Annotated in this window: 19 protein-coding genes; 9 read left to right on the top strand and 10 right to left on the bottom strand. The window is 65.8% G+C overall.

What is annotated here, in order from left to right:
* The first annotated feature begins 23 nt into the window (after positions 1–23).
* Complete coding sequence (rraA, locus tag AC2IR1_RS00215; RefSeq protein ID WP_486474272.1) at positions 24–512, top strand: ribonuclease E activity regulator RraA; 489 nt, start codon at positions 24–26, stop codon at positions 510–512.
* Positions 513–515: 3 nt separating this feature from the next.
* Here rraA and AC2IR1_RS00210 read toward each other — a convergent pair whose 3' ends face one another.
* The 4 genes from AC2IR1_RS00210 to AC2IR1_RS00195 all read right to left on the bottom strand — a co-directional run bounded on the left by AC2IR1_RS00210 (position 516) and on the right by AC2IR1_RS00195 (position 4072).
* Positions 516–1580 (bottom strand): 4-oxalomesaconate tautomerase, encoded by a 1065-nt coding sequence (locus AC2IR1_RS00210; protein ID WP_486474271.1) that lies wholly within the window; start codon positions 1578–1580, stop codon positions 516–518.
* Positions 1581–1670: 90 nt separating this feature from the next.
* Positions 1671–2345, bottom strand: a complete 675-nt coding sequence (locus tag AC2IR1_RS00205; RefSeq protein ID WP_486474270.1) for a 4-carboxy-4-hydroxy-2-oxoadipate aldolase/oxaloacetate decarboxylase — start codon at positions 2343–2345, stop codon at positions 1671–1673.
* A gap of 3 nt (positions 2346–2348) precedes the next feature.
* A complete protein-coding gene (locus AC2IR1_RS00200) occupies positions 2349–3323 on the bottom strand; it encodes a VOC family protein (protein ID WP_486474269.1) in 975 nt (324 codons plus the stop codon).
* An 8-nt stretch (positions 3324–3331) separates the two neighbouring features.
* Entirely contained in the window at positions 3332–4072 is a 741-nt protein-coding gene (locus AC2IR1_RS00195) for a PIG-L deacetylase family protein (protein WP_486474268.1), read from the bottom strand.
* A gap of 238 nt (positions 4073–4310) precedes the next feature.
* On the opposite strand from AC2IR1_RS00195, the gene AC2IR1_RS00190 reads away from it, so the two are divergent.
* Both AC2IR1_RS00190 and AC2IR1_RS00185 read left to right on the top strand, forming a co-directional pair.
* Complete coding sequence (locus tag AC2IR1_RS00190) at positions 4311–5486, top strand: LysR family transcriptional regulator (RefSeq protein WP_486474267.1); 1176 nt, start codon at positions 4311–4313, stop codon at positions 5484–5486.
* A 124-nt stretch (positions 5487–5610) separates the two neighbouring features.
* Positions 5611–6102 (top strand): MarR family winged helix-turn-helix transcriptional regulator, encoded by a 492-nt coding sequence (locus AC2IR1_RS00185; protein WP_486474266.1) that lies wholly within the window; start codon positions 5611–5613, stop codon positions 6100–6102.
* A 47-nt stretch (positions 6103–6149) separates the two neighbouring features.
* Here the strand turns inward: AC2IR1_RS00185 and AC2IR1_RS00180 are convergent, their stop codons facing one another.
* The 6 genes from AC2IR1_RS00180 to AC2IR1_RS00155 all read right to left on the bottom strand — a co-directional run bounded on the left by AC2IR1_RS00180 (position 6150) and on the right by AC2IR1_RS00155 (position 10380).
* Positions 6150–7583 (bottom strand): NAD-dependent succinate-semialdehyde dehydrogenase, encoded by a 1434-nt coding sequence (locus AC2IR1_RS00180; RefSeq protein ID WP_486474265.1) that lies wholly within the window; start codon positions 7581–7583, stop codon positions 6150–6152.
* A 222-nt stretch (positions 7584–7805) separates the two neighbouring features.
* Complete coding sequence (locus tag AC2IR1_RS00175) at positions 7806–8183, bottom strand: dihydroneopterin aldolase (RefSeq protein ID WP_486474264.1); 378 nt, start codon at positions 8181–8183, stop codon at positions 7806–7808.
* The gene (locus AC2IR1_RS00170; RefSeq protein ID WP_486474263.1) at positions 8176–8505 is read right to left on the bottom strand and encodes a YciI family protein; all 330 of its coding nucleotides are present in this window, start codon (positions 8503–8505) and stop codon (positions 8176–8178) included. Before AC2IR1_RS00170 ends, AC2IR1_RS00175 begins: the two co-directional genes overlap by 8 nt.
* On the bottom strand, positions 8505–9344 hold the full coding sequence (locus tag AC2IR1_RS00165; RefSeq protein ID WP_486474262.1) for a class III extradiol dioxygenase family protein: 840 nt from the start codon (positions 9342–9344) through the stop codon (positions 8505–8507). Before AC2IR1_RS00165 ends, AC2IR1_RS00170 begins: the two co-directional genes overlap by 1 nt.
* Positions 9344–9682, bottom strand: coding sequence for an extradiol ring-cleavage dioxygenase (locus AC2IR1_RS00160; protein ID WP_486474261.1), 339 nt, complete (start codon positions 9680–9682; stop codon positions 9344–9346). Before AC2IR1_RS00160 ends, AC2IR1_RS00165 begins: the two co-directional genes overlap by 1 nt.
* Positions 9679–10380: an alpha/beta fold hydrolase gene (locus AC2IR1_RS00155; RefSeq protein WP_486474260.1), complete on the bottom strand. Its 702-nt coding sequence runs from the start codon at positions 10378–10380 to the stop codon at positions 9679–9681. The genes AC2IR1_RS00160 and AC2IR1_RS00155 overlap by 4 nt, the downstream gene beginning before the upstream one ends.
* Before the next feature lie 183 nt (positions 10381–10563).
* On the opposite strand from AC2IR1_RS00155, the gene AC2IR1_RS00150 reads away from it, so the two are divergent.
* The 6 genes from AC2IR1_RS00150 to AC2IR1_RS00125 all read left to right on the top strand — a co-directional run bounded on the left by AC2IR1_RS00150 (position 10564) and on the right by AC2IR1_RS00125 (position 16824).
* Positions 10564–11310 carry a GntR family transcriptional regulator gene (locus AC2IR1_RS00150; protein ID WP_486474259.1) on the top strand — a complete coding sequence of 249 codons (747 nt, stop codon included), beginning with the start codon at positions 10564–10566 and terminating at the stop codon, positions 11308–11310.
* Between the two features lie 155 nt (positions 11311–11465).
* A complete protein-coding gene (ligM, locus tag AC2IR1_RS00145) occupies positions 11466–12884 on the top strand; it encodes a vanillate/3-O-methylgallate O-demethylase (RefSeq protein WP_486474258.1) in 1419 nt (472 codons plus the stop codon).
* 188 nt (positions 12885–13072) lie between these two features.
* A complete protein-coding gene (locus tag AC2IR1_RS00140; RefSeq protein WP_486474257.1) occupies positions 13073–14053 on the top strand; it encodes a TRAP transporter substrate-binding protein in 981 nt (326 codons plus the stop codon).
* Positions 14054–14062: 9 nt separating this feature from the next.
* The gene (locus AC2IR1_RS00135; protein ID WP_486474256.1) at positions 14063–14575 is read left to right on the top strand and encodes a TRAP transporter small permease; all 513 of its coding nucleotides are present in this window, start codon (positions 14063–14065) and stop codon (positions 14573–14575) included.
* On the top strand, positions 14572–15876 hold the full coding sequence (locus tag AC2IR1_RS00130) for a TRAP transporter large permease (protein ID WP_486474255.1): 1305 nt from the start codon (positions 14572–14574) through the stop codon (positions 15874–15876). The genes AC2IR1_RS00135 and AC2IR1_RS00130 overlap by 4 nt, the downstream gene beginning before the upstream one ends.
* 39 nt (positions 15877–15915) lie before the next feature.
* The gene (locus AC2IR1_RS00125; RefSeq protein WP_486474254.1) at positions 15916–16824 is read left to right on the top strand and encodes a methylenetetrahydrofolate reductase; all 909 of its coding nucleotides are present in this window, start codon (positions 15916–15918) and stop codon (positions 16822–16824) included.
* Positions 16825–16827: the final 3 nt, after the last annotated feature.

Here is a 16827-nt window from a genome sequence, read left to right as displayed (position 1 = left end):
CCCCCCTTCTGGAAACGGTAACGATGAAGACGACATGCGACCTGCATGAAGATTACGGAAACGCAATCGAGATCCTGCCCTACGGCCTGAAATCCTACGGCTCCCGCACGGTATTCCACGGCCCTATCGAGACACTCAAGTGCTTCGAAGACAACACGAAACTGCGCGAACTCTCCCGCAGCGAAGGCGATGGCCGCGTGTTGGTCGTGGATGGCGGCGGATCCGTGCACGCAGCGCTTCTGGGGGGCCGACTCACCCGCCGCTTTGCCGAAAACGGCTGGGCCGGCATCGTCATCTGGGGCGCGGTGAAGGACGTGACGGAGATCCGGACGTTCGACATCGGCATCCTCGCCCTGGGCAATATCCCCCGCCACTGCATGTCGCGCGGGGACGGCCAGGTCGATGTCCGCCTGCGCATCGGCGATGCCCGGATCGACCCCTACGGCTACCTCTACCACGACGAGGACGGCACGGTGATCTTCCCGCCCGAGATCGAACACCCCGTCTTCTGATCTTCAGGTAAAAACCTTTCCATCGAACAGCTTGCGCGCCGTCCGCAGGGTGCCCGCCCCGGTGATGGCGCCCGCTGCGTCGGTCTCGATCAGCACCTCCGCAGCGCCCGAGGGATGCTCGATCCGGAACCGTCCGTCGCCGGGCAGCACCGCCAGCCGCGCCGCCGGGCTGTCCGGCACCAGGCAGGCAGAGGCCACGGTGACGGCGGCAAAGACCCCGATGGAAGCATGGCAGCGATGCGGGATGAAGCTCCGCGTCGACAGGGCGCCGCCCGCACGCGGGGCGGAGACCAGCGTCATCTTCGGTACCGACTTCCCGGTCACGTCGCCCAGGTTCATCCGCGGGCCGGCCTGCAGGCGGATCGCCTCAAGCCGTTGTTTCAGCGCGTCATTCTCCTCCAGCTCCTCCCGCGTCTCCTCGCCGCTGATGCCAAGATCGCGGGCGGCCATGATCACGCAGGGCATGCCGTTGTCGATCAGGGTGCAGGCCACGCCGTCGATCACGTCGACGCCGTTCCCGGTGGGCAGCATCACGCCCCCGCCGGTCATCGACCCGGCGATCCCGGTGAACATCAGCGGCACCGGCGCGTGGGTCCCGGGCACGCCGTCGATGGCCGCATCGCCCGCGTAGCTGACCCTCCCGCCCGGCGTCTGCACCTTCGCCACGGCGACCTCTCCGGTGTTGAGCATATGGATACGCACCCCGGTCACCTCCCCCGCGACCGGCACCAGCCCGCGTTCGATCGCCGCCGGGCCGACACCTGCCAGGATATTGCCGCAGGCCTGGGCATCGCTGACCAGCGCCTGATCGACGAAGACCTGCAGGAACAGGTAGTCGACATCCGCATCGGGCCGTGTGGGCGGCGCCAGCACCGCCACCTTGGAGGTCAGCGGATCCGCCCCGCCGATCCCGTCGATCTGGCGCGGATCGGGGGATCCCATGATCCGCAGCAGAACCGCATCCCGCGCGGCGGGATCCGCCGGCAGGTCGGAGGCCAGGAAATAGGCCCCCTTCGACGTCCCGCCCCGCATCCACAGGCAGGGAATGCCATCGGCCTCAAAGCTCATCGCGAAACTCCCAATCACCGGGCTGGAAATACTCCGGGGGTGAATTGAGCCCGCCAGGGCTCAAGAGGGGGGCAGCGCCCCCTCCCTCCCTCAGATGTATTTCAGGCCCCTGGCCTCCAACCTCGGCCGCATGTCGTAGATGTCGAGGCCCAGCTCACCGGCGGCAAGCCGCACCCGCTTGGCCTCTTCCGCCGCCAGCCGCTTGCGCACGGCCTCCAGCACCGTTCCGGCCTCTTCCCGGCGCACCACGCAGACGCCGTCGTCATCGGCCACCACGATATCGCCCGCCCGGATCGCCTGCCCGGCACAGACGATATCCACGTTCACCGACCCCAGCGTTTCCTTCACGGTGCCTTGCGCCGATACCGCCCTGGACCAGACCGGAAAGCCCATCTCGCGCAGGTCGGCGGTATCCCGGCAGCCGGCGTCGATGATCAGCCCGCGACAGCCCCGCGCCTGGGCGGAGGTCGCCAGCAAGTCACCGAAATAGCCGTTGTCGCAGGGTGATGTCGGCGCCAGCACCATCACGTCCCCCGCCTTCAACTGCTCGATGGCCACGTGGATCATCCAGTTGTCCCCGGGCGCGGCAGAGATCGTGACCGCCGATCCCGCGATCTTCACCCCCTGCTGGATGGGACGCATGTAGGCGGCAAGGCAGCCGGTGCGCCCGGCGGCCTCGTGCACGGTGGCCACGCCCGCGGCGGCCAGCTCGTCGATCACGGCAGGATCGGCCCGCTCGACGTTTTGAACGACAACATTTGCCATGGCTCAGTGCTCCTTCTTCACCGGCGGGGTGCCGTGGGTGTGGAAGCTCTCGATGGTCTTCAGCCCCCAGGCCTGGCCCTTCATCCGGTCCGCCTCGGTCCAGACGACGGGTTCCCAGGTCGGGTCGAGGATCAGCCGCGCCCCGGCATTGGCCAGTTCGATCCGATTGCCCGCAGGCTCCCAGGCATAGAGGAAGAACGACCCCTGGATCGCATGCTTGTGCGGCCCGGTCTCGATATGCACGCCGTTTTCCAGGTAGATGTCGGCGGCGCGCAGGATGTCTTCACGCGTGTCGGTGGCGAAGGTGACGTGGTGCAGACGGCCATTGCCGCCGCCGCGTTCCTCGGAACAGACAAGGTCATAGGTCTTGTTGTTGCAGGAGAACCAGCAGCCCCCCAGCCGCCCGTTGTCCAGCTGGATGTACTCGGTCACGCGGGACCCGAGGCAGGTCGCCACCCAGTCGCGGAAGGCGGTCACGTCCTCGCCCAGCAGGTTCACGTGGTCGATCCGGCGCGGGCTGATGCCGGTGTGATGATAGCGCGAGGCCAGGTTCTTCAACGCCGAGGCATCTTCGGGCGGCGCCTGGTACTTCACCGTGTCCCAGTACAGTTCGAACACATGGCCGAAGGGATCCTCGAACCGGTAGGCGCGGCCATGGGACAGGTCGCCCTCGACCCAGCCGTGCTTGACGTAATCGCTGGCCTCGATGGCGGCCACGCGCCGCTCCAGCGCCTCGGGCGAGGCGACGCGGTAGCCGATGTGCCCGATCCCGGTGGTGTCGGATTTCGTCAGCTTCAGCGTGCAGAACTCGTAGTCTTCCCAGGCGCGCAGGTAGGCGCTGCCCTCGTCCTCGGCGGAAAGCTTCAGGCCGAAGACCCGGGTGAAGAAATCGAGGCTTTCCTCGTACTTGTTGGTCAGCACCTCGACATGGCCGAGGTGGGCCAGGTCGGGTTGCGGCATGGTGGGGACTTGGGTCATCTCGGGCCTCACAGTTCGTCGACGGTGCGCGGGAAGATGGACTGGAAGCCCTCCGCGTACTGGCAGTCACGTCCGCCGGACATCCCGCCGGAGTTGCGTTTGAAATGGTTCGCGCGCTGCTGCGCGACACGGGTGTAGTAGTCCCACAGATGGACCTGCCCGTTCATGCATTCCATCGCCGCGCGCTTCCTGTCCCAGACCGGCGTGATGTCCAGGAAGGTATCCGGCTTCCAGCCCATCTGCTCGGTCTGGTGCGGCTCGAACAGGTAGAGCTGCGGCGCGCCCAGCACCTTTTCGCCCGGGTTGTGGCCCCAGGCCTGGGCGATCATCCGGGTCTCCAGCGCGACCTGGGTCATGTACATGTGGTCGGTGTTGTAGGGGTCGTACTGGCTGTGGCTCAGCATGAACTTCGGCTGAACCTGCCGGATCAGATCGACCAGCCGGTACTTGTCCTCCCAGTCCAGCTCCAGCGGGTAATCGCCCAGGTCGAAGCATTCCAGCCGGGCCACGCCAAGCGCTTCGGCGGCGGCCTCTGCCTCTGCGCGGCGAATGGCCTTCACCTCCTCCAGGGATTTGCCGTCCTTCCACAGGCGCGCGCTCTCTCCGCGTTCGCCGAAGGACATGCAGGCGACGGTCACGTCGTAGCCCTTCTGGGCGTGCAGGGCGATGGCGCCACCGCAGCGCCAGACGAAGTCGGCGGCGTGGGCCGAAAGGACCAGGACGGTGGGTTTGTCGGACGAGTCGGGCATTGGGGGGTCTCCTTCCTGGCAACCGCGCGGCAGGCGGCGGTTGCGCTCGCGCGGACTGTCGGGCATCGCCGGGCAAAACCCAAATTTGAAGACAGTGACAGCTCATAAGCTCATGCTATAGACAGGATGGGCGTCTTGGCCGTTCATCTTGCCGCGGCGGCAATTGAAAGGCGGCGGAATTCCCAATGCCGCGGATCTTTCTGCAATGCAGCGAGGCCGATTCCAAAAGGGGCGGATCATGGTGAAATGGAACCTGCGTCACCTGCGGGTCTTCCTGGCGGTGGTGCAGCACAGCTCTGTCTCCCGCGCGGCGGAGGACTGTCACCTGTCGCAGCCCGCGGCGACCCAGGCGATCGCCAAGCTGGAGCGGGACCTGGCGCAGCTGCTGTTCCGGCATCAGGCGCAGGGCCTTTACGCGACCCACGCGGGGGAGCTTCTGGCCGCCCGGGTCGGGCGCGCCCTGCGCCGCATAGACGGGGCCGCCGCACCGATCGCCCCGCGCCTGGGGCGTAGTGCCAGCCTGGCCCAGCTCGAAGCGCTGATCGCCTTGCGGGAAACGGGAAATTTCTCTCTCGCGGCGCGGCAGCTTGGCCTGGCGCAGCCCACAGTGCACCGTGCCGTCGCCTACCTGGAGGAGGAAGCGCGCAAACCCCTGTTCGAAAGGAGCGCATCGGGCATCCGCGCCAAGGCCGCCGCGCGCCAGCTGGCGGATGCGGCGCGCCTGGCCATTGCCGAACTCGACCAGGCCGTGATGGAGCTTGCAGAACATGCAGGGCGGGAGGCCGGGCGCATTGTCGTGGGTGCCATGCCGCTGTCGCGCAGTTCGATCCTGGCGGAGGCCATCGTCGCCTTCCGCGCCACGCGCCCGACGATCGAGATCCGCATAGACGAGGGCCCCTACGACGACCTGTTGCACGGTCTGCGCCGGGGGGAGATCGACGTGCTGATCGGCGCGCTGCGCGACCCGCTTCCCATTGGCGACGTGCAACAGGAGGTGCTGTTCGAGGATGATCTGATTGCCGTGGTGGGCCCCGATCATCCCCTGCGGGACAGGACGGACCTGACGTTGGAGGAACTGGCCGGGATGCCCTGGGTCCTGGCGCGCCACGGCACCCCGTCACGGCAGATTTTCGATGCGCTCTTCGAAGGGCTGCCCCGGCCCGACAGCTTTGTCGAGACGAGCTCGATGATCCTCATGCGGCAACTGTTGCGCGCCTCGGATCACATCGGGTTCATTTCCCGGATGCAGGTCGCGTCAGAGGTCGACCTGGGCCTGATCCGGCCCCTGCACCTGGCCCTCGAAGGGACACGGCGCCCCATCGGTCTGACCACTCGGGCAGACTGGATCCCGACCCCCGCGCAAAGGGCGCTGATCAATGAAATCACGTCTGCCGTACGACAAAAGTATAATTAGCCCGACGTAATTGCTCAATTGCAAATTGAGTTGTGTCAATGTGTAGTTGTTTTAGGTAAAATCAAAATTGTTTGTATCAGTTCCGCGCATTCTACCCGATGACGCGGGCAGGAGGGGATGTTTCATGGGTGTTATGGAAAATATGAAAGACCGGGCCGAACTGGACATGCGGATGTCCAGCGTGGCGCGCAAGTATGCCTTGCTGGACGTGATGGTTCACCTGCTCCGTCGGGCGCATTTCCGGTGCGAGTCGCTGTTTCCGGGTGTGTTCGCGGAATACGAGATCACCTCGCGTCAGCTGGCACTGCTGGTGGCCATCGGGCAGAAGCCGAATTCCTCGCAGAAGACCATTGGGGAGATGGTCGCGCTGGACGTCAACACGGTCAGCGATACCCTGCGCCGGATGGAGCGGAAGGGTCTGGTGGAGCGGCTTGCCTCGCTCACCGATGCGCGGTCGATCTGCGTGAACCTGACCCGCAAGGGGTTCCTGCTGCTCGAAAGCGCCGATGACGATATCGCGCGGCTGGAACGTCGGGTGTCGACCAATCTCACCGACGAGGAAGAGGAGCAGCTGAAGGTGCTGCTCCGCAAGATGCTCAACATCGAACTCAGCTGATCCGGTCACGCGCTCGGGACGGCGCGTTCACCGGTCGGCCCGCTTCGTCATCCCAGCCGGGTGACGAAGCGGGTTTCGAGGTAGGATTCAATCGCTTCGGATCCGCCTTCCGTCCCCATGCCGCTGTCGCCGATCCCGCCGAAGGGCAGTTCGGGCATCGACAGGCCCAGGTGGTTGATCGTCAGCATGCCCGCGCGCACCTCGTCCTGCAGCCGTTGCACGCGGCGCGAGGAGGTCGACCAGGCATAGGAGGCCAGGCCGAAGGGCAGGCGGTTCGCCTCTGCAAAGATCTCGTCCTCGGTCTCGTAGCGGTTGACGATGGCCAGCGGGCCGAAGGGCTCGTCGTTCATCATCATCGCATCGGTGGGCACGTTGCAGATCACCGTCGGTTCGAAGAAGTTGCCCACATTGCCGACCCGCTTGCCGCCGGTCTTCACGGTGGCGCCCTTCGCCACGGCATCTTCGATCATCCGTTCCAGCGCCGGGATGCGGCGGTCATTGGCCAGCGGGCCCATCTGGGTGTCCGGATCGGTACCCGGCCCCACCTTCAGCGCGGAATAGGCCTTGGCGAAGCCTTCGGTAAAGGCATCGGCCACGCCTTCCTGCACCAGGAAGCGGGTGGGGGAGACGCAGACCTGGCCCGCGTTGCGCTGCTTGGCGCCCAGCATGCCCTGGATGGCGGCATCCACATCGGCATCGTCGAAGATCAGCACCGGGGCGTGACCGCCCAGTTCCATCGTCGCGCGCTTCATGTGCTGGCCGGCGATCCCCATCAGCATCTTGCCCACCGGGGTCGACCCGGTGAAGGAGATCTTCTTGATGACCGGATGCGGGATCAGGTAGCCGGAGATTTCGGCCGGATCGCCATAGACCAGGTTCAGCACGCCGGCGGGCACGCCCGCATCGACAAAGGCGCGGATCAGTTCGGCCGGGGAGGCCGGGGTCTCTTCCGGCGCCTTCACGATGATGGTGCAGCCGGTCGCCAGGGCCGCCGAAACCTTGCGGACCACCTGGTTGATGGGGAAGTTCCAGGGCGTGAAGGCGGCGACCGGGCCGACGGCTTCCTTGATGGTGATCTGGGTCACGCCGGGCTTGCGGGCCGGGATCACCTGGCCATAGGCGCGGCGGGCTTCCTCGGCGAACCAGTCGATGGTGTCGCAGGCGCCCAGGATCTCGGTCTTGGCCTCGCCCAGGGGTTTGCCCTGTTCGGCGGTCATGATGGCGGCCACGGCATCGGCGCGCTCCCGCAGCAGGTCGGCGGCGCGGCGCATGATCTTCGCGCGTTCGTAGGGACCCGCAGCTTTCCACGCCGGGAAGGTCCGGTCCACCGCCGCCAGGGCGCGATCCAGGTCTTCGGTCCCGGCATGGGCGCAGCGGCCGATCTCTTCGCCGGTGGCGGGGTTCACGACGCCCAGGGTCTTGCCGGAGGCGGCAGGCACCCAGGCACCGTCGATCAGAAGAAGCGTGTCGGGATAGCTCATGGCCCCGTCCTTTCGAAATTCGCTGGCTGGGCCTTGCCGTTCCGGCGCCCCATCTTGGCGCAATGTGTTAAATATTGTGAGCGCACATGCAAGGCGTCCAGGGACGTCAGAGCGTGGAAAACAAGGATCCACGTGTGTTTGAAAGGAAACTTTGTTTCTGCCCCGCAGCAAGATCGGCAAAGTTCTACCTGAATCCTGAGCGATCTTGCCGGTGGGGGAGACTCAGTGCGCCGCGCTCAGCGTGACCTCGGTCCCGGCGATCCCGTTGTCCAGCGCGCGGGGTTTGCGCAGGCGGACCCGGGCGGAATGCACCTGCCGATGATCGACCAGCTGCCGCGCCAGCCGCTGCGCGAAGACCTCCACCAGGCCCGTCTGCCGGGCGGCAAGCGCGCCGGCGATCTCCTCCACCAGGCGGTAATCGAGCGCCTGCTGCAGGTCGTCGCGGGTGGGCGGCGTCACCTCCATCTCGACGTCCAGGATCAGCGGTTGCCGTTGGCCCTGCTCATGCGGCAGCACGCCGATCAGGGCCTGCACCTGCAGCCCCTCCACGAAGACCCGGGTGCGCAGGCCGGTCAGTGCAGGGGGCGCGCCGTCAGGCATCGGTCAGCCGGGGCGACATCGGATCGGTGATCCGCCCCGCCTGGAAGGTGTCGGGCAGCGGGGTCAGTTCGATCCGCGCCACGATCCCGGCGGCGTTGAACGGATCGCCCTCGGCAAAGGCCCGGGCATCGGCTGCGCTCGCCGCCTCCAGGATGCCGAAATTGCCGATCCCGCCCGCCTCCCCCAGCAGGGCCGACCCGATCAGGACGGAGGCCAGACCTCCGCCCCCCGACTGCACCCAGGCGCGATGCGCCGGGCGGTGCGCATCCCTCGCCGCGTCCTGGTCCGGGTGATGCAGGCAGCGCATCAGGAAGAAGGCCATCACGCGTTCTCCAGCACGACCATCCCGGCCCCGGTGAGGGAGGCGGGGGCGTAGTAATGCCGGTGCTTCAGTGCCACCTGCGGGTTCATCGCCGCGCGCATTACCAGCCACATGATCAACTCGGCACCTTCCGAGCCGAACTGCTCGACATAATCCTCGCGGCTCATGTCGCGGTACTTCTCGAAATCGTTGGCGATCCCGTCCAGCCAGGCCTCGTCGGCCTCGCGGTTGATGAACCCCGCCCGGCTGCCCTGCAGCTGATGCGACAGCCCGCCGGTGCCCATGATCACCACCCGCTCGTCCGAGGGGAAGCTCTCGATCGCCTCGCGCAGGACCTTCCCCATCTCCCAGCAGCGCTGCGGCGTGGGAATCGGGTATTGGATCGTGTTCACCCAGATCGGCACCACCTTCACCGGCCAGGCCTCGGGCCGGCCGAAGAACAGCTCCATCGGCACCTGCAGCCCGTGATCCACCTCGATCTCCCGGCAGACCAGCGGATCGAAATGGTTCTCCACCAGCCTGTCCACGAAATGCCAGCTCAGCTCGCTCGCGCCCTGGAAATCGGGGATCGCCCGCGGGCCCCAGCCTTCATCGACCGGGTGATAGCTCTCGGCCACGCCCACGGCGAAGGTCGGGACGCGGTCCAGGAAGAAGGTGTTGCCGTGATCGTTGAAGATCACCACCGCGATATCCGGCTTCTGGTCCGCCATCCACTGCTTGCCGGGGATGTAGCCGTCGAAGAAGGGCTTCCAGTCCGGCGTCCCCGCCAGCCCCTTGTCGATCGCCACGCCGATGGAGGGTACGTGGCTGGTGCCCACGCCGCCGATGATCCTGGCCATTACACTTTCCCCAGACGCTGTTTCAGGAAATCCTCGTGCTCCAGCCCCGCCTGGGCCGCGCCGATCTGCGACATCGCCACCGGGTCGATCGCGGAAATCTTCAGGATGAAGAACAGGTTGCCGCCAAGCGCCACCATGCGGCGCCAGTCGCGCGACATCACCGCGTCCTTTTCCTCTGCCGTCAGGCCGTAACTGTCGAGGTAGCCTTCCTCGTCCATCCGGAACGCCTCCCGGTTGGCCGGGATGCCCAGGGACATCGCCATCTTGTTCATCTTGTAGCCCCGGATGGATCCCTGCCGGTCGAACAGCGGGGTTTCCGGGATGGTCGCTTCGGTCATGCGCATTCCTCCAGATGTGCCTGCAGCCAGGGGATGATGGCGGCGACGGTCTCCTCCGGCCGCTCGACGGGCAGGAAATGGCCCGCGCCTTCGATCACCTTCACCTCTGCCTGCGGCAGAAGCGCTGCAATTTCATGATGTTGCTTCTCGGGGGACCAGCCGTCCCGCGCGCCGGTGATCAGCAGCACGGGGCATGTGATCGCAGGCAGGGCGCGCTTGGCGTCGGGCCGGTCCAGCAGGGCGCGGATCTGGCGCTCATGCACCTCCGGACCCATGGCCAGGACCATCTCGGTCAGATCCGCCACCAGGGCGGTGTCGCCCACCCGTTCCGGCGCCAGCATCGGCGGCAGCCATTCGGCGGCCAGCCGTGCCATGTCCGCGTGGCCCAGGGCGATTTTCGCCAGGCGTTTCGGTTCCTCACCCTCCTTGCGGCTGTCGTGGCCGGTATTGGCGAGGATCATCGCGCGGATGCGGTCTGGCGCCTGGCGGGCCATCTCCATCGCGACGCGGCCGCCCATGGAGTGCCCCACGGGGATCAGCGGGCCGGGGTGTTCCGCCAGAAGGCGCCGGGCCATGTCGGGAATCGTGCTGTCGCGGGTGACATCGGCATCCGCCGCCGGCAGCGGGGCGCTCTGGCCCACCTCCCGCCAGATCCGCGCGTCGGAGACAAGCCCCGGTATCAGTAGCAGTGTCGTCATGGCGGTCCTCCCTTCCCTCCACGGCGCATACATTGATCGAAGGATTATCCGGGAATCGGGTCTGTATCAAGGATAAATGGCCTGAAATGTATACATGGTGTGGTCGCGCTGGTAGTTTTCCCGCAAGTGGTTTGCGCGGCGCCCGGCGCGTGTATACAAATCCCCGGTCAGATGGAGAGTGACATGGCCCGTGAATCCACCGCGAAGACCCACACGATGCGCGCCCTGGTGGAGCTGCGTCAGAGGATCATGAGCGGGGATCTGCCCGGTGGCACCCGCCTGTTCGAGGTCGCCATGGCGGAGGAGCTGCAGATTTCCCGCACCCCGGTGCGCGAAGCCATGTCGCGCCTGGCCGAAGAGGGCTTGTTGGAGCGGGCACGAAATGGCGGCTTCATGGTGCGCAGCTTCGCCTATGCCGATGTGCTGGATACCCTGGAATTGCGCGGCGTTCTTGAAGGTACCGTGGCGCGGCTGGCGGCCGAAAGGGGTGTGCCCGAGGCCAGGATGAGGGAGATCGGCGATATCGTCCGGCGGCTGGATGATTGCTTTGGCGATGATCCCAATGATGTTGATTTCGAAGCCTATTCCGACCTCAACGGCCAGTTTCACGAGGCCCTGGCGGCCCTTCCCGGCTCCGCCACCTTCGAGAGGGAACTTCTGAGGGTGAAGAGCCTTCCCTTTGCCTCCCCCTCCGCCTTTCTGCCCAACGAGGGGGAGCTTTCGGCCTTTCGCCGGTCGCTCGCCATCGGACAGGATCAGCACCGGGAGCTGGTGGCGGCGATCGCGGCGCGTGCCGGGGCGCGGGCAGAGGCCCTCGCGCGGGAGCATGCCCAGGCGGCACGGCGCAATCTTGAATACATCTTCTCGCGCGATCACAGCATGATCACCACCGTTCCGGGGTTGGAGCTTCTGGCGCCGCTGGAAAAGTGATCCCGTAAAATCCCTGTGAAAGAAGGGCAGATGGGGGCGATTTGCCGCCTTTCGACGGGCCTCCTATTGGGGGTGCGTGGAATTTCCTCTTGATTTTTTCGCCGCGACTCGCGATCCCATGTATACATAGACATGTGATTAGGGAGGAGCCTCACATGGCCATTCAAAGCCTTAGCTCTGCTATTTCGGCTGCCGGCAACGCTGTTGACCTGCTGCGCAATTCGAAAAGCGGGATTTATGTATACCCGGTCGTCGCCCCGGAATATTCCAACTGGCGCAGCGAACAGCAGGCCTGGCGCGATACCGCGGTGCTGTTCGATCAGACCCACCACATGGACGAGCTGATCGTCGAGGGCCCCGATGCAGAGGCCTTCCTGGCCTATGTCGGCATCAACGGCTTCAAGAGCTTCGACACCAACAAGGCCAAGCACTTTGTCCCGGTGACGCCCGCGGGCCATGTGATCGGCGACATGATCATCTTCCGCGAACGCGAGGACAAGTTCGTCCTCGTCGGTCGTCAGCCGACCGCCAACTGGACCAAGTTCCAGGCTGCCATCGGTAAGTGGAACGTCCGCCTTCTGCATGACCCCCGCTCCGATTCCCGGCCCGATGGCGAGCGCGTGCTGCGCACCCATTACCGGTTCCAGATCCAGGGCCCGGATGCCGACAAGATCTTTACCGAGATCAACGGCGGCCCCGTGCCGGAGATCAAGTTCTTCAACGTCGACTGGATCAACATCGGCTCCAAGAAGGTGCAGGCGCTGCGGCACGGCATGGCCGGCGCGCCGGGGCTGGAGGTCTGGGGCCCTTACAAGGATCGCGACTACGTCCTGTCCACCATCCTGGAGGCCGCGCAGAAGGTCGGGGTCGACCTGCGCCGCGTCGGGTCCCGCGCCTATTCCACCAACACGCTGGAATCGGGCTGGATCCCTTCCCCGCTGCCGGGCATCTACACCGGCGACGGCATGATGGCCGAATACCGCGACTGGCTGGGCGCCGATGCCTACGAGGCCGTCGGCTCCATCGGCGGGTCCTACGTGACCGACGATATCGCGAACTACTACACCAACCCGTTCGAACTGGGCTACGGGTTCTACATCGGCTGGAAGAAGGACAGCTTCATCGGCAAGGAGGCCCTGGCCAAGCTGAAGGACGCCCCCAGCAACCGCAAGAAGGTCACCTTCGAGTGGAACCCCGAGGACGTGATGAAGGTCATCGCCTCCAGCTTCGAGGACGGCGTGCCCTGCAAGTGGATCGATTTCCCGCAGCCCAACTATGCCTCCTCCTCCACCGACATGGTGATGAAGGACGGCAAGATGGTCGGCATGTCGATGTTCAACGGCTACTCCTTCAACGAGCGCCGGGTGCTTTCCCTCGGCGTGGTGGCCCAGGACGTGCAGATCGGTGACGTGCTGACCCTGAAGTGGGGCGAGCCGGACGAGACGCAGAAGACCTCTACCGAGAAGCACCGCCAGGCGGACATCCGGGTGCGCGTCTCTGCCACGCCCTATGCCAAGGAAGCGCGGGAGAACTACGCGGACAGCTGGCGCACCAAGACGGCAGAGCCCGCCTGATCCAGTGCCATGTATCCCCGGCCTGCCCTGCGGGCCGGGGGTGATCCCGGAAATCAGGAGAACAAAACGAGGTTTCGCCACGAAACCCCTCGATATTTCAGAAATCCGGCGTATCGTCTGTATACATGGGTCCGGAGTGACGCGGGAAGAGGAGCCCGCGCCGCGACCCTGCAAACGGGAGGAAAATAATGAATCGTCTAGTGACCGGCCTGGCGCTTGCCAGTGCCTTTACCTTTGCCGCGGCGACCGCCCAGGCGGAGGAACTGTCCTTCGCCCATTTCGCGGCGCCGACCCATACCCTGACGGGCGCGGTGATTGAGCCCCTGGCCGATGGCGTGGCCGCCGATACCGATGGCGCGCTGACCATCCGCGCCTATCCGGGCGGCGAGCTGGGCAAGGGCCCGCTGGAGCAATACGTCCGCGTGGTGCAGGGCGTGGCCGATATCGTCTGGGGCCTGCCGGGCTATACCTCGTCCCAGTTCCAGAAGACCATGATCGCCGAAATGCCGGGCGTGATCGCGGATGGAGAGCCGGGCTATCCCGCGCTCTGGGCCGCGATGGACCTGATCAAGCAGGAGTTCCCGGCGACCAAGCCGCTGGCGCTGTGGACGTCTGAGCCCAACATTTTCATCATGAAGGACAAGGACATCGAGAGCCCGGAGGACCTGAAGGGCCTGAAAATGCGGGTCGCCGGATCCACCTCTGCGGCGATGATCGAGGCGCTTGGCGCCACCCCGGTGCAGATGCCCGCGGGCGAGATCTACAATGCGCTGCAGACCGGGCTGATCGACGGCGTCGTCACCGGCGCCTCTGCCGTCACCGACTTCAAGCTGTCGGAGGTGGCCAATTCCTACACCATCGGCGCGCCGCTTGGCCGGCTGACCTTCTACGTGGTGATGAACCAGGCCAAGTTCGACAGCCTGACGCCCGAGATGCAGGCCGCCATCGACGCCTATTCCGGCGAGGCCCTGTCGAAGAGTGCCGAGGATGCCTGGAACCGGGTCGCGGATGAGACCATCGCCGGGCTGGAAGCGGATCCTGCGAAGAAGGTCATCACCCTGTCGGCCGACGCGGCCGCGGCCTTTGGCGCGATCACCGAACCGGTCACGGCGGAGGTCGTCTCCGAAATCGGGGGCGAGGACGTCTATGCCGTGATGCACGGCAACTAAGGGCCCGAAATGCTGGGATCCCTCAGAAAGATCGCGGACGGGCTGATCGGCCTGTCCGCTTTCATCGGCACCCTGGGCCTGGTCTTCGTGACGCTGGTGGTGCTGGTGGATGTGTTCGGCCGCAGCTTCCACGCGCCGCTGACCGGCGCGCAGGATTACACCCAGATGGGGATGGTGATCATCGTCTTCGGCGGCATGGCGCTTTGCGACAAGCTGGGCGGGCATGTCAGCGTCGACATCTTCGAGCGCAGCTTTCCGCCGCGCCTGAACCACCTGCTGGATATCGCCGCCGCCCTGCTGGGGGCCGCGATCTTTGCCGGCATCGCCTGGACGGTCTACGACAGTTCGAAGTTGTCGCAGATGCTGAAGCTGGCCACGAACATTGCCCGCCTGCCGAAATGGTATTTCCAGTGGGGCCTGTCGGCCCTGGCGGTGGTGACCGCCCTGGGCATGCTGCTGCGGGCGGTGGAACTGACCCTTTCGGGGGCAACGGCCCGGGCCGAGAAGGAGATCCGTGAATGAGCGGAGAGATGATCGGCCTGATCGGCATGGTGATCCTGCTGTGTCTGCTGGTGCTGCGCATCCCGGTGGCGATCGCCATGTTCGCCGTGGGGTTCGTGGGCATCTGGGTGCTGCGGGACCTGAATTCGGCCATGTCGTTGATGGCCTCGGAAAGTTTCACCCTCGCCTCTTCGGCGGAGCTGGTGGTGGTGCCGCTGTTCATCCTGATGGGCAATGTCGCCTCCGTCACGGGGATGAGCGCGCGGCTTTACGATGCCGCCTATGCGGTGATCGGACGGATGAAGGGTGGGCTGGCCTCGGCCACGGTACTGGGCTGCGCGGGGTTCGCGGCGCTGTCTGGGTCCTCGGTCGCCTCGGCGCTGACCATGGGCAAGGTGTCGATGGACCAGATGGACCGCTACAATTACGACAGCCGGCTGTCGACGGGGGTGGTGGCCGCCGGGGGGACGCTGGGGATCCTGATCCCGCCATCGACCGGCTTCGTCATCTACGCGATCCTGACGCAACAGAGCATCGGGCGGCTGTTCCTGGCGGGCGTCCTGCCGGGGCTGCTGTTGCTGGCGATGTTCCTGGCGACGATTTCGATCCTGTGCTGGCTGCGCCCGGGGTTCGGGCCGCAGGGGCCGCGCACGACCATGGGCGACAAGGCGCGTGCCATGGTGGGGGCCCTGCCGGTGCTGATGGTGGTGATCCTGACCATCGGCGGGATCTACACCGGGATCTTTTCGCCCACCGAGGCATCGGCCGTGGGGGCGGGTCTGGTGATCGTGATCGGGGCGGCGCAGGGCAAGCTGACCTTCCGCCGCTTCTGGGCGGCCGCCAAGGACAGCGTGGTGACGACGGCGACGGTCATGCTGATCCTGATCGCGGCGCATATGATCAACCCCTTCCTGGCGCTGACCCATATCCCGGAGCTGGTGGGGCTCTGGCTGGAAGGTCTGGCGCTGAGCCCGACGGTGATCCTGGCGCTGATCCTGCTGACCTACCTGGTGCTGGGCTGCTTCCTGGAGGGGTTCGCGATGCTGGTGCTGACCATGCCGATCTACTTCCCGGTGATCCTGCAACTGGGGCTGGATCCGATCTGGTTCGGGGTGCTGGTGGTGCTGACGCTGGAGATGGGGCTGATCTCCCCCCCCGTGGGGGTGAACGTGTTCATCGTGAAATCGGTGGCCCGCGACGTGCCGCTGGGTCGGATCTTTGCCGGGGTGACGCCGTTCTGGGTCGCCATGCTGGTGACGCTGGCGATCCTGGTCGCCTTCCCGCAGATCGTCCTGATCCTGCCGGACACGATGATGAACTGAGGGGCCGGGATGGCCGATCTCATGAGGAGGATAGCAGACATGATTTCTTTCATCGGACGACGCGACAGGTCGGGCGCGGCCACCGGGGCCGGTCTGCATCGGATCGTGCAGGGCTACTCGATCGAGGTGATGCCGCGCACGGCCGCCAAGATCGAGGATTTCCGCACCCTGCTGCCCGCGGGCACCCGGGTCTACATCGCCCATATCGAGGGCACGCCCATCGAGGAAATGGTGGCGACGGCGAAACGGCTGGCCGGGGAGGGTTTCCCGGTGATGCCGCATTTCCCGGCGCGGATCATCGCGGACAAGGCGATGCTTGCGGACTGGATCGCGCGCTACCGGGGCGAGGCGGGCGTCGATCAGGCGCTCCTGCTGGCGGGCGGGGTGAAGACCCCGGTGGGCGATTTCCACTCCTCGATGCAGCTGATGGAGACGGGCTGTTTCGACGGCTTCACCCGGCTGCATGTCGGTGGCCACCCGGAGGGCAACAAGGACATCGACCCCGACGGCTCGACCCGGATGGTGGACGAGGCGCTGCGTTGGAAACAGGCCTTCAGCGAACGGACGGATGCGCAGATGGCCATCGCCACCCAGTTCGCCTTCGAGGCGCAGCCGGTGCTGGACTGGATCGCGCGGCTGCGGGCCGAGGGGGTGGAGCTGCCGGTGCATGTGGGCATCGCGGGGCCCGCGAAGCTGCAGACGCTGATCAAGTTCGCCATCGCCTGCGGTGTCGGTCCGTCGCTGAAGGTGTTGCAGAAGCGCGCGATGGACGTGACCAAGCTGATGCTGCCCTATGAACCGACAGAGGTGCTGACCGATCTCGCCGAAGCCATGGCGACGCAGGACAATGTGCCGGAACAGCTGCATTTCTTCCCGCTCGGCGGGATCCGTTCCTGCGCCGAATGGGCCGCGAAACACGGGGCCGAGCCGCAGAAGGCGGCGGGCTGAGCG

It is taken from the genome of Pseudooceanicola sp. NS-SX8 (genome assembly GCF_057380755.1).
The sequence above is the reverse complement of the archived record's forward strand: the minus strand, read 5'-3'. Positions and strand labels throughout refer to the sequence as shown.

What these genes read in the sequence shown, in the direction of transcription:
- AC2IR1_RS00160 (WP_486474261.1), bottom strand. Translation starts at nt 9,682, where the DNA reads ATGACCGAAGCGACCATCCCGGAAACCCCGCTGTTCGACCGGCAGGGA.
- AC2IR1_RS00210 (WP_486474271.1), bottom strand. Translation starts at nt 1,580, where the DNA reads ATGAGCTTTGAGGCCGATGGCATTCCCTGCCTGTGGATGCGGGGCGGG.
- AC2IR1_RS00155 (WP_486474260.1), bottom strand. Translation starts at nt 10,380, where the DNA reads ATGACGACACTGCTACTGATACCGGGGCTTGTCTCCGACGCGCGGATC.
- AC2IR1_RS00130 (WP_486474255.1), top strand. Translation starts at nt 14,572, where the DNA reads ATGAGCGGAGAGATGATCGGCCTGATCGGCATGGTGATCCTGCTGTGT.
- AC2IR1_RS00175 (WP_486474264.1), bottom strand. Translation starts at nt 8,183, where the DNA reads ATGCCTGACGGCGCGCCCCCTGCACTGACCGGCCTGCGCACCCGGGTC.
- AC2IR1_RS00190 (WP_486474267.1), top strand. Translation starts at nt 4,311, where the DNA reads ATGGTGAAATGGAACCTGCGTCACCTGCGGGTCTTCCTGGCGGTGGTG.
- AC2IR1_RS00185 (WP_486474266.1), top strand. Translation starts at nt 5,611, where the DNA reads ATGGGTGTTATGGAAAATATGAAAGACCGGGCCGAACTGGACATGCGG.
- AC2IR1_RS00180 (WP_486474265.1), bottom strand. Translation starts at nt 7,583, where the DNA reads ATGAGCTATCCCGACACGCTTCTTCTGATCGACGGTGCCTGGGTGCCT.
- AC2IR1_RS00170 (WP_486474263.1), bottom strand. Translation starts at nt 8,505, where the DNA reads ATGGCCTTCTTCCTGATGCGCTGCCTGCATCACCCGGACCAGGACGCG.
- rraA (WP_486474272.1), top strand. Translation starts at nt 24, where the DNA reads ATGAAGACGACATGCGACCTGCATGAAGATTACGGAAACGCAATCGAG.
- AC2IR1_RS00135 (WP_486474256.1), top strand. Translation starts at nt 14,063, where the DNA reads ATGCTGGGATCCCTCAGAAAGATCGCGGACGGGCTGATCGGCCTGTCC.
- AC2IR1_RS00205 (WP_486474270.1), bottom strand. Translation starts at nt 2,345, where the DNA reads ATGGCAAATGTTGTCGTTCAAAACGTCGAGCGGGCCGATCCTGCCGTG.
- AC2IR1_RS00125 (WP_486474254.1), top strand. Translation starts at nt 15,916, where the DNA reads ATGATTTCTTTCATCGGACGACGCGACAGGTCGGGCGCGGCCACCGGG.
- AC2IR1_RS00140 (WP_486474257.1), top strand. Translation starts at nt 13,073, where the DNA reads ATGAATCGTCTAGTGACCGGCCTGGCGCTTGCCAGTGCCTTTACCTTT.
- AC2IR1_RS00150 (WP_486474259.1), top strand. Translation starts at nt 10,564, where the DNA reads ATGGCCCGTGAATCCACCGCGAAGACCCACACGATGCGCGCCCTGGTG.
- ligM (WP_486474258.1), top strand. Translation starts at nt 11,466, where the DNA reads ATGGCCATTCAAAGCCTTAGCTCTGCTATTTCGGCTGCCGGCAACGCT.
- AC2IR1_RS00165 (WP_486474262.1), bottom strand. Translation starts at nt 9,344, where the DNA reads ATGGCCAGGATCATCGGCGGCGTGGGCACCAGCCACGTACCCTCCATC.
- AC2IR1_RS00200 (WP_486474269.1), bottom strand. Translation starts at nt 3,323, where the DNA reads ATGACCCAAGTCCCCACCATGCCGCAACCCGACCTGGCCCACCTCGGC.
- AC2IR1_RS00195 (WP_486474268.1), bottom strand. Translation starts at nt 4,072, where the DNA reads ATGCCCGACTCGTCCGACAAACCCACCGTCCTGGTCCTTTCGGCCCAC.